Consider the following 10,112-nt stretch of genomic DNA (forward strand, 5'->3'; position numbering starts at 1 on the left):
AAATCTAGAAGTTTTATAAAATAAAGTAATTGTGAAAGTGGTGATATAAATGCAGATGAAAACGGGTGTTGAACAGTCGGTATATGCCATCTTACTACTCAATATGTTACCAGATAAGGCGGTGTTGCCTGGTGAAGCGATTAGTCAGCAGTTGGAGACATCACCAAGTTACTCGCAAAAGTTATTGAGGAAATTAGTAAGTGCCAACTTGATTTCTTCTGTTTCAGGGGTAAAAGGTGGCTTCAAACTAAATAAGAAACCAGAAGACATTCGGATATATGATGTTTATTTGGCAATAGAGGGACATCAATCACTTTATTCGCCTAGTGGTATTCTGGATGACATGCTCGACTTGGAAAAAGATGATAAATGCTGTTTGTTAACGGACTTGATGGATGAGGCTGAATCTGCGTGGAAGACTGTGCTGAAGCGCGAAACAATCGCCTCGTTATCTAAGGAAATTCAGTCAGATCGCTTTGCAGAAAAAGTAGCTTCTTTACAAAAGTTAATTAACGAAAAGATGGTTAAATAAAAGGAAGTATCGATAAGGTGGTAACTAATATGGAAAACTTCCAAACACATAATGGTTTTGCACGAACCTATGAAGAAAACAAATTAACGCTTGGACTTCTATTTCCTTTAGAATCTTACGTTGGAAGTTTTCCGAAAATGGATTTACAGGAGCAAATGGCACTCGCTAAAAAAGTAGATGATTTAGGGTTTGCTTCGTTGTTTGTAAGAGATGCTCCGCTCTACGATCCGAATTTTGGGGATGTGGGATTTCTTTATGACCCACTGATGTTTTTAACATACGTGGCGGCGCATACTGAAAAGATTGCGCTTGGTACGGCAAGTATCGTCACGACATTACGCCATCCATTGCATTTGGCAAAGTCTGCAGCAACGCTAGACAGTTTGTCGAATCAACGCTTTTTGTTTGGCGCAGCAACTGGGGATCGTCCCATTGAGTTTCCTGCATTTAAAGTGAATCCTAGCGATAAAGAAGACTTATATCAAGAGTCGATAATGGTAATGAAACAGGTATGGAAAGAATCATTCCCACAAATACAAACAGGGCGCGTCGACATGACAGTGGGAGATGTTGTTCCGAAACCGGTCTTAGGTGATATCCCCATTTTTGGAACAGGTTATTCTGGCCAAACAATAGAGTGGTTAGCAGAACATACAGATGGCTGGTTATTTTACCCACAACCTGTCAATGAGCAGCGTGCGCTTATTGAGAAATGGCATGAGGCGGCTGGTCGATTTAAACCGTTTGCACAACCTGTAGGACTTGATTTATCTGCGAATCCGAATGAAGCCCCAAAGCCGATAAAAGGTGGATTTAGGGCGGGTCATAAATTTATAATTGATTATCTACATGCATATCAAGATGCTGGGGTTAATCATGTCGTGTTTGGATTAAAGGCTGGTAGGCGCCCTGCTGAAGAGGTCATTCAAGAATTAGGAGAATATGTGCTCCCTCATTTTCCAACAATCAAAAAGTAAAATAGAAAGAAGTGAAGAATGATGATAAAAGGATTAGGTCGTATCAATGAATTGGCAAAAATACAGCGTGAAGTTGGGTTGACTGACGCTGAAAAAGTTGAGCAGAAAGCATTACGAGAAAACTATTTACGTGAAATTCGCGGACAAGTACTCGATACCTTTTCTGGACTAACCGTGCTCGATCCGCTTGGCAATGATGTAACACCTGATAAAGTGCGCAATGTAATTAAAGAGTGAATAGAGAAGGGAAGTTTTACAAAGTGAAATTAAGCGTATTAGATCAAGCACCGATAACGAGCGGAAATAACGCCGCGGATGCTTTAAAAAAGGCAGAAGAATTGGCAATATTAGCAGATGAATTAGGCTACACAAGAATGTGGATGGCCGAGCACCACGGCACAAATACGTTCGCCAGTTCAGCACCTGAAGTAACCGCGGCGCATTTAGCAGCGAAAACGAAGAACCTTCGTATTGGTACGGGTGGCGTCATGATGATGCATTACTCACCGTTAAAATTAGCAGAAGTGTTTAAAACGCTAAGCGCATTTTCACCGGGACGTATTGACTTCGGGGTAGGCCGAGCACCGGGTGGCGACAATAACGCAATCTATGCATTATCTGAAGGACGCCAACCGATGACGAATAACATGTACGAAAAATTCGAACTCGCTTTAGAATTAATTAATGATGAGGTACCAGAAGATAATTTATACAATAAAACAATCGCAACGCCTGCTCAAGTTGTATTGCCTGAAGCTTGGCTACTGGGATCGACTGGGAACAGTGCGATTCAAGCAGGGCGCATGGGTGTTGGTTACTCGTTTGCACAGTTTTTCATGGGTGGCATGACGAAAGAGATTTTAGATGCATACCGAAAAAACTTTGAGCCTACTGTGTTTATGGAGAAACCAGAAATTAAAGTAACGTATATGGTAACAACAGCCGAAACAAAAGAAGAAGCTGAGTACGAAGCTTTGCCGCAAGATATTTGGCGTCTATTGTTTACAAAAGGGCGTATTGGCCAAGTTATATCACCTGAAGAGGCTCAAAACTTCCAGTTAAGTGAAATGGATCGGATGACGATTCAACAAAATCGTAATATCCACATAGTCGGTTCAGCAAAAGAAGTTGCAACTAGATTACAAGAGGAGCAAGCACAATATGGATTCGAGGAGGCCATGATTTGTAGCATTCCGCATTCTCAGGAAAAACGCCTAGAAGTGTATCGCTTATTGGCGCGCGAATTATTCTAAACCTAAGATAGGGGATGAAATGATGGACAGCCTAACCAAATCATATTTTGATAACCTGGAAGCAAAGGACAAGGATCTTCAATTCGAAGCCTTCAACAACATTAAAGCAGCCATCGACGAAGAAGTTGACTGGGCTTATGAAGTTTGGAATCAATTAAAGGACTGGTTAACAGACCCAGATAATCACCGACGATCAAGAGGGGCCCAGTTCCTTTCAGGTCTTGCAATTAGTGATCCTGAACAACGAATGCTTCAAGATTTTCCAGCCTTATGGGAAGTGACCAAAGATCCTAAATTTGTAACAGCTCGCCATAGCCTGCAATCGATTTGGAAAATAGGACTAGCTGGGGAAGAGCAAAAAGACTTACTCATAGCTCATATCAGTGACCGCTTTCGGAATGGCGCCGAAGAAAAGCACTATACCTTAATTCGATTTGATATGATTCAAGGTCTGCGGAACTTATATGACGAACTAAAAGATGAAACAATTAAGCAAACTGCAATGGCTTTAATTGAAACTGAAGAAGCTGAGAAATACAGAAAGAAATATTTATCTGTATGGAAATGACTTGAACTCGCTTCGGAACGAAAAGTTAGAGGGGGGACGATTTATATTGAAAGTACTCGTAGTTGGCGCAAATGGCCAAATTGGAAAACACCTCGTCAATTTGTTGAAAGAAAGTGACGAGCATACTGTTAGGGCAATGGTTAGAAATGAAGAGCAAGTAGAGGCATTTGAAAAAATGGGCGTTGAAACAAGGCTTGCAGATTTAGAGGGTAGCGTAGAGGCAATTAAAGAAGCAACAGAAGGTTGTGATGCAGTCGTATTTGCAGCCGGATCCGGTAGCCATACAGGTGCAGATAAGACAATGCTCATCGATCTCGACGGGGCTGCTAAAACAATAGAAGCCGCACAAGAAATCGGCATTAAACGCTATGTTATGGTTAGCGTGATTCAAGCGGATAATAGAGACAGTTGGGGAGGTACACCAAGTTATTATATGACAGCCAAGCATCACGCTGATAATATATTAAAACAAAGTGGCCTAACGTATACGATTGTTCGTCCTGGTGGTCTTTTAAATGAACCGAGTACAGGGAAAATCAATGCGGCTGATAACATTAAAACTGGTTCTATCCCACGTGAAGATGTGGCTAAAACAGTTTTTGAGTCTTTGGCGAATGAAAAGACATTTAATCGTTCATTTGATTTAATATCGGGTGAAACTGAAATTTCTGATGCACTAAATAATATAAAATAAAAGTATCCCTGTCATTTGTAACCAAATGGCGGGGATATTTTTCTCTTACGCAACAAAATTCATCATGGGCTAAATTGGGCAATGCTAGTTTTGTGCTGAAATATGGTGTAAATCGTTTTAGCAGGCTTGTGATCAACGTCGACAATCAGCTTATTGCTTTCGGTCGTCACAAGGTACATGCCATTTCCTAGGGAAGTAACCTCATTAACGGGAGACACCCGAATTGCTTTAAGCACTGACGAATCATCCATCAAAACTGTTAATCTTTCCTCAGATTTATAATGATGATATATATCTTTAGGGTTGATATAAAGTAAAATTCCAGCTAGTAAAAAAAGAGCTCCGTACTTAATTAATTTCCTCACAAATAGCCTCCTATCTGTGCCCCGTGGAGATTGTTTATTTCAATGAAAATTTCTCTTCATAATTTGTCGCCTGCTTCAATGCTTTTTCCTCCGTTGGAATCCGCACAGATAACATCCAAATATTTAACATTGTAAATAAGATGGCAGTGAAATAAGCACTGAAAATAAGAGGAAGGACGAGTAACTCGGTAGTCACAATAACGTAATTAGGATGGCGAATAAACGCATAAGGCCCTTTTTTCACAACATCCGCACCTGGTAAAATAATAATTTTCGTATTCCAAAATTTCCCGAGCGACGTAAGGCACCAAATCCGAGCAACTTGTGCAACGAGAAAAACTGAGAGGTAAACAACCCACAATGGTGAAAGGGGTCGATTAACGATGACTACTTCAAGCAGGAGTGAAACGAAAAACATAACATGCATGGTTACCATAATCGGGTAATGTCTCGCACCCACTTCAAATGCCCCTTGATTCCTCATCCAAGTTTCATTTCGTTTTGCAATAATTAGTTCAGTGAGTCGTTGGATAATGACAATCGTAATGACGAAAGCAAAAAGCAAGTTGTCTTCACCTCATTCCCATTTTAATAACAGAAGTTCACCGCAAAATCCGGGGCCAAGTGCCGCCATCAATCCGTAATCACCGACTTCAGGTTCACTTTCCATAAAGCGCTGGAGCACATAAAGGATTGTGGGCGATGACATATTCCCGTTCTCACGTAAAATATTGCGAGAAACATCAGTTTTAACAGACTCAAATCCAAGTGCCTTTTCATACGCTTCTAGCACTTTTTTTCCGCCTGGGTGTGCAACGAAATGGGCAATGTCCTCTTTGTTTAACCCATTTGTGCTAAGGAACTCATGGACGAATGGTCCAAGCCATTTGGTAATAATACTTGGAATGCTTTTTGAGAAAATAACATGAAGACCACTATTTTGAACATCCCAGCCCATAACACCTTCCGAATTGGGCATTAACTTCGATGTTGTAGCGATAACTTTAGGCATCGGTTTATTGACTTTAACTGTAGATTCACGCCCAGCAACTAACGCACATGCGACGCCATCAGAAAAGAGGGAAGCCCCAATAAGATTACTCTTTGAATAATCATCTTTTTGGAAGGTTAGGCTGCATAATTCTACGGAAAGAACGAGAACATTAGCTTTGGGATAAGCTAAGCAATACTCATATGCCCTGCTAATTCCAGCGGCACCGCCTGCACAGCCCAATCCCCAAATCGGAACACGTTTAGTATCATCTCTAAATGGGATTAGATTCATAATGCGGGCTTCGATACTCGGTGTTGAAATTCCACTACTAGAAATGAAGAAAATCGCGTCTACCTCAGAGGGTTTGATTGGCATACTGAGCATATTATCGCCCTCAAGACATGATTGAACGGCTTGTACACCGTAACTAACCGCATGATCAATATAAAGATCATTTCTTTCTTTAAAATCATGTTCTTTTTCAAACCACTCTAGTGGCATACAAATATTGCGTTTCTGAATATCGCCATTATCAAAAACTTTTAAGAGTCTTTCAATGTCAGTAAACTTCTCACTAAATAATGCTCTTGTTAATTCAACCGCTTGTTGTTGTTTGATTTCATGAGGTGGTTTAAATGTGCTAACTGAAAGAATTTTAGGCATGGTTACCTCCGCATGTTCTTATTTTCACCACTGTAATTGTCCGACTACTCTAAACTCTGGTACGTAGGCATGTCCACTAAGAAAAATATTTCAATCATGTATTATGAAGTTACTATTGTGTCTGGAGGGTATAAAATGTCTATTAAACTGAGCATATTAGATCAATCACCGATATCTGAGGGGAGCACTGCAACCGAGTCCTTAAAATATACAGCTGAACTTGCTAAGAAAGCAGAAGAATGGGGCTATACCCGATTCTGGGTTTCAGAACATCACGATGCAACAACACTTGCTGGTTCTTCACCGGAAATATTAATGGCACATCTTGCGACAATCACTTCGACAATACGGATTGGATCGGGCGGCGTTATGCTCCCACATTATTCAGCTTATAAAGTTGCTGAGAATTTCAAGTTGCTTGAAACTCTATTTCCAGGAAGAATTGACGCTGGCGTTGGACGTGCTCCAGGTGGAATGCCACGAGCTACATATGCACTTAATAACGGTGAATACCGAGACGTGAAGAAATTTCCGCAACAAGTGGACGATTTGACCATGTATTTGAACGACACGATGCCGCCTGATCACCCGTACTTTGGTTTGAAAGCAACACCACTTACAAAAGAAGCACCCCCAGTTTGGATGTTGGGGTCGAGTCCGAGTTCTGCTGCACTTGCTGCTGAGAAAGGCTTGCACTATATGTTTGCACAGTTTATTAACGGAGAAGGTGGCCCTTCATCTGCTGCCCATTATCGCAAGGCATTTATCCCTTCTGCCTCTTTACAGAAACCGTATCAGGCCGTTGCTGTCTTTTTTGCGTGTGCAGAAACAGATGAAGAGGCGGAGCGAATAATATCGTCGCTAGACCTTTCGCTAATGATGTCTGCACAGGGAATGCCTTCAAAAGGAACCCCTTCGCCGGAAAAAGCAATGGCTTATTCTTATAGTGATTTTGAAAAACCGTATATCCTTGAAAACCGGAAACGAATAATTATCGGCACCCCGAAAACTGTACGTGCCCAAATAGAAAAACTCGCACAAGAATTTGGCGCAGATGAAGTTATGCTCGTTATGATTGCGTATGACTTTCAGGACAAGCTTAAGTCTTATGAATTAATAGCAAAAGAGATGTTGTAAATATACTCATATCATTGTATGCGTAGGACGTTGTTAGTATGAGGAGAATGGCTATTGGGTATTTAATACAATTAGCTGTGGTAGATGCTATGATTGACTAAATAGTTAATTGGGGGGCTCCTATTGTTTACGCATAAAATTGATGAGGATTTGGCACTGAAGCTTATTGAATTAAGGGATGCAGAAAGTGTTTTTGAGTTAACAAATAACTCGAGGGATTATTTGCGTGAATGGCTTCCTTGGTTGGATATTACAACTAAACTTGAGGATACAAAAGGGTTTATTAACATATGTTTAAAAGGCTATTTTGAAAATAAGAGTATGAACACAGTGATATTATTTAAAGGTGAAATTGTGGGGATTGCTGGTTTTAACGAGATAAACTGGTCAAATAAAACAGCGTATATTGGGTATTGGCTTGGTGAAGAATTCCAAGGAAATGGCATTATGACGAAGGTAGCCAGTACATTGACTGATTATGCTTTTAATGAATTAAACTTAAATAAAGTTGAAATTAGAGTTGCTGAGGAGAATGAGAAAAGTAGAGTGATTCCTGAAAGGTTGAGTTTTGTAAAAGAGGGAAGTATTAGACAAGCAGAATGGTTGTATGATCATTATGTAAATCACATAGTTTATGGCATGTTGGTGGAAGAATGGAATGGTAAAAACGAATGATTTTGCAAGATATATAAATGAGGAGGAATAGTTATGGACTTAATCTCAACACCTTATAGATTAGAGGAAAAGCCGAAACATATTGCTAAATTAATGACACTAGAAAATGTGTCTGTTGTGAATATCCAACTAAAAAAGGACGAAACGATTGCCGAACACGATTCAAAAAGGGAAGTCATAATTATTGTGCGAAGGGGTGCGGTAATATTTGATGTTGAAGGAACTGAACAACTTGTAACCCAGGACAATGTATTGCATATGTCACCGCTTGAAAAACATAGTCTGCGGGCAACGGAAGATGCGGACCTAATGGTATTACAGGTCATGCCATAAGTGTTGACCAACCTTGCTACATTATTAAAACAGTGCTATGATGTTCGAACGGCAAAAAAAAGCGAGTGATAAATATGAGTCAACTTATAGATACAACCAAACAGCATATTTTAGAACCCCAAACCCTAGACTAAAACCAGTCTAGGGTTTTTGTTGCCTAAGGGAAAGAATTCTATTGGAGGTACAAAATTATGAGTAGAAAAAAGAATGCAGATGCCTCAATCATCGCTGTGTGGATTAGTTTAATTAGCAATATCATACTGACTATACTAAAGATTGTTGTGGGGACACTCTTTCACAGTCCCGTACTTCTTGCAGATGGGTATCACAATGCGGGAGATGTTGTGGCAAGTGGTGCAGCTTTAACATCTATGCGTATATCCAAACTACCAGCTGACGAGGATCATCCCTATGGACATGGTAAAGCTGAAGTAATTAGTTCCGCGATTGTTGCAATTATTTTAGGATTGGCAGCCATTTATATTGCTTATGAATCCATCTCAGCTATCTTTAGTGAGCCTGAAAAAGCGAGCATAATTGCCTTTATTACAGCCGTTATTTCTCTTGTTTGGAAGCATGTCTTATACTTATATACGATTCGAATTGGGAAAAAAGCAAATAGTAAAGGCCTAATCGCAACGGCTTATGATCATCTTGCCGATGTGTATGCGTCATTAGCAGCGGTCTTGGGGATAGGACTCGCGCTTTTAGGAGATTTATATCAAATCAAAATTCTCGCTTACGGCGACCCAGTCGCGGGCATTATTGTAACGATTTTAGTTTTCAAGCTGGCTTATCATCTTGGAAAAGAAGCATTGGATACACTTATGGAGAAAAGTGTCAGTTTGGAAAGATTGGCTGAATTCACTTCACTGATCAATTCGGTCCCAGAGGTAAGGCGTATAGATCGCCTCCGTGCAAGGGAACATGGACATTATGTGCTGGTAGATCTTCGTGTAGGTATCCTAGGAGATTTAACGATTCAAGAGGGCCATGATATTTCTCGTAAAATAAAAAAAATGATTATGGCAGCACATCCTGATGTGGATGAAGTGCTTATTCATATTAATCCCTGGTATGATGAAGAAAAATAACATTGACGGTAAGGGGTATGTTTAGATGAAAATTGCATTATTTGGCGCAACAGGCCGAGTGGGCACGGAAGTCCTGAAACAAGCATTGGCGGCAGGCCATGAAGTGGTTGCGCTCGTCCGTTCACCTGAGAAATTAGCCGGGAATGATAAACTTACAATTATTCAAGGAGATGTACGCGATGCGGCAGCAGTTTCACAAGCGATTTCAGGTGTGAACGTTGTGTTTAGTGCAATTGGTACAGATAAGACAACGACATTGACTGAAGCGGTCCCTCATATGATTGATGCAATGAAAGAAGCAGGTATCAATCGAATTGTCACAATAGGAACAGCTGGTATTTTACAAAGCAGAATAGAGACAGAGAAATTACGCTATGAAGCGGGCGATTCGAATCGTCGACTGACATTTGCCGCAGAAGAGCATCATAAAGTGTACGATATGCTTCGAGAATCAGAGCTAGAGTGGACCATAATTTGTCCGACTTATTTACCTGAAGGTGAAGCGGTAGGTAACTATAGAACTGAACGAGATTTATTGCCAGAGGACGGTAAAAAAATCACTGTCGGAGACACAGCAAACTTTGCTTATGAAGAATTAGTAGAAGGTAATCATATCGGATTTCGTGTGGGCATTTCATATTAATAGTAGAAAAAAACGCTGAACATATAAATGTCAGCGTTTTTTGTGTGCGCCCAGCATGGGCGTAATCTATAGGGTGTAAGTCCCGAACTGTGAAGGTAGAAGTAACAGTTAGCTTAACGCAAGGGTGTCCACGGCGACGTGGAATCTGAAGGAAGCGAGCGGCAAACCTCCGGTCTGAGGAACA

The 10,112-nt window shown here is 40.6% G+C and carries 14 protein-coding genes; 11 read left to right on the forward strand and 3 right to left on the reverse strand.

Annotated elements, in window-relative coordinates; genetic code table 11:
* Window positions 1-49 precede the first annotated feature (49 nt).
* From KSU66_RS20085 to KSU66_RS20110, 6 genes are read left to right on the forward strand one after another with little or no spacing between them, the layout of a single operon-like run.
* The gene (locus tag KSU66_RS20085; RefSeq protein WP_269053229.1) at window positions 50-532 is read left to right on the forward strand and encodes an RrF2 family transcriptional regulator; all 483 of its coding nucleotides are present in this window, start codon (window positions 50-52) and stop codon (window positions 530-532) included.
* A 29-nt stretch (window positions 533-561) separates the two neighbouring features.
* Entirely contained in the window at window positions 562-1,509 is a 948-nt protein-coding gene (locus tag KSU66_RS20090) for an LLM class oxidoreductase (protein WP_269053230.1), read from the forward strand.
* Window positions 1,510-1,530: 21 nt separating this feature from the next.
* The gene (locus tag KSU66_RS20095; RefSeq protein ID WP_269053231.1) at window positions 1,531-1,746 is read left to right on the forward strand and encodes a DUF896 domain-containing protein; all 216 of its coding nucleotides are present in this window, start codon (window positions 1,531-1,533) and stop codon (window positions 1,744-1,746) included.
* 23 nt (window positions 1,747-1,769) lie between these two features.
* The gene (locus tag KSU66_RS20100) at window positions 1,770-2,762 is read left to right on the forward strand and encodes an LLM class flavin-dependent oxidoreductase (RefSeq protein ID WP_269053232.1); all 993 of its coding nucleotides are present in this window, start codon (window positions 1,770-1,772) and stop codon (window positions 2,760-2,762) included.
* Window positions 2,763-2,784: 22 nt separating this feature from the next.
* Window positions 2,785-3,330: a hypothetical protein gene (locus KSU66_RS20105; protein ID WP_269053233.1), complete on the forward strand. Its 546-nt coding sequence runs from the start codon at window positions 2,785-2,787 to the stop codon at window positions 3,328-3,330.
* A gap of 46 nt (window positions 3,331-3,376) precedes the next feature.
* On the forward strand, window positions 3,377-4,024 hold the full coding sequence (locus tag KSU66_RS20110; protein ID WP_269053234.1) for an SDR family oxidoreductase: 648 nt from the start codon (window positions 3,377-3,379) through the stop codon (window positions 4,022-4,024).
* A 62-nt stretch (window positions 4,025-4,086) separates the two neighbouring features.
* On the opposite strand, the gene KSU66_RS20115 is transcribed toward KSU66_RS20110, so the two are convergent.
* From KSU66_RS20115 to KSU66_RS20125, 3 genes are read right to left on the reverse strand one after another with little or no spacing between them, the layout of a single operon-like run.
* Window positions 4,087-4,389 carry a hypothetical protein gene (locus tag KSU66_RS20115; protein WP_269053235.1) on the reverse strand — a complete coding sequence of 101 codons (303 nt, stop codon included), beginning with the start codon at window positions 4,387-4,389 and terminating at the stop codon, window positions 4,087-4,089.
* Between the two features lie 34 nt (window positions 4,390-4,423).
* Window positions 4,424-4,954, reverse strand: a complete 531-nt coding sequence (locus KSU66_RS20120; protein ID WP_269053236.1) for an isoprenylcysteine carboxyl methyltransferase family protein — start codon at window positions 4,952-4,954, stop codon at window positions 4,424-4,426.
* 12 nt (window positions 4,955-4,966) lie between these two features.
* Window positions 4,967-6,046 carry a type III polyketide synthase gene (locus KSU66_RS20125; protein ID WP_269053237.1) on the reverse strand — a complete coding sequence of 360 codons (1,080 nt, stop codon included), beginning with the start codon at window positions 6,044-6,046 and terminating at the stop codon, window positions 4,967-4,969.
* Window positions 6,047-6,181: 135 nt separating this feature from the next.
* Here KSU66_RS20125 and KSU66_RS20130 point away from each other — a divergent pair, with 135 nt between their 5' ends.
* From KSU66_RS20130 to KSU66_RS20150, 5 genes are all read left to right on the forward strand, one after another.
* The gene (locus tag KSU66_RS20130; RefSeq protein ID WP_269053238.1) at window positions 6,182-7,183 is read left to right on the forward strand and encodes an LLM class flavin-dependent oxidoreductase; all 1,002 of its coding nucleotides are present in this window, start codon (window positions 6,182-6,184) and stop codon (window positions 7,181-7,183) included.
* Window positions 7,184-7,306: 123 nt separating this feature from the next.
* Window positions 7,307-7,858, forward strand: coding sequence for a GNAT family N-acetyltransferase (locus KSU66_RS20135; protein ID WP_269053239.1), 552 nt, complete (start codon window positions 7,307-7,309; stop codon window positions 7,856-7,858).
* A gap of 33 nt (window positions 7,859-7,891) precedes the next feature.
* Window positions 7,892-8,191 carry a cupin domain-containing protein gene (locus KSU66_RS20140; protein WP_269053240.1) on the forward strand — a complete coding sequence of 100 codons (300 nt, stop codon included), beginning with the start codon at window positions 7,892-7,894 and terminating at the stop codon, window positions 8,189-8,191.
* Window positions 8,192-8,382: 191 nt separating this feature from the next.
* On the forward strand, window positions 8,383-9,285 hold the full coding sequence (locus KSU66_RS20145) for a cation diffusion facilitator family transporter (RefSeq protein WP_269053241.1): 903 nt from the start codon (window positions 8,383-8,385) through the stop codon (window positions 9,283-9,285).
* A gap of 25 nt (window positions 9,286-9,310) precedes the next feature.
* The gene (locus KSU66_RS20150; protein ID WP_269053242.1) at window positions 9,311-9,928 is read left to right on the forward strand and encodes an NAD(P)-dependent oxidoreductase; all 618 of its coding nucleotides are present in this window, start codon (window positions 9,311-9,313) and stop codon (window positions 9,926-9,928) included.
* Window positions 9,929-10,112: the final 184 nt, after the last annotated feature.

It is taken from the genome of Sporosarcina sp. G11-34, from assembly GCF_026931025.1.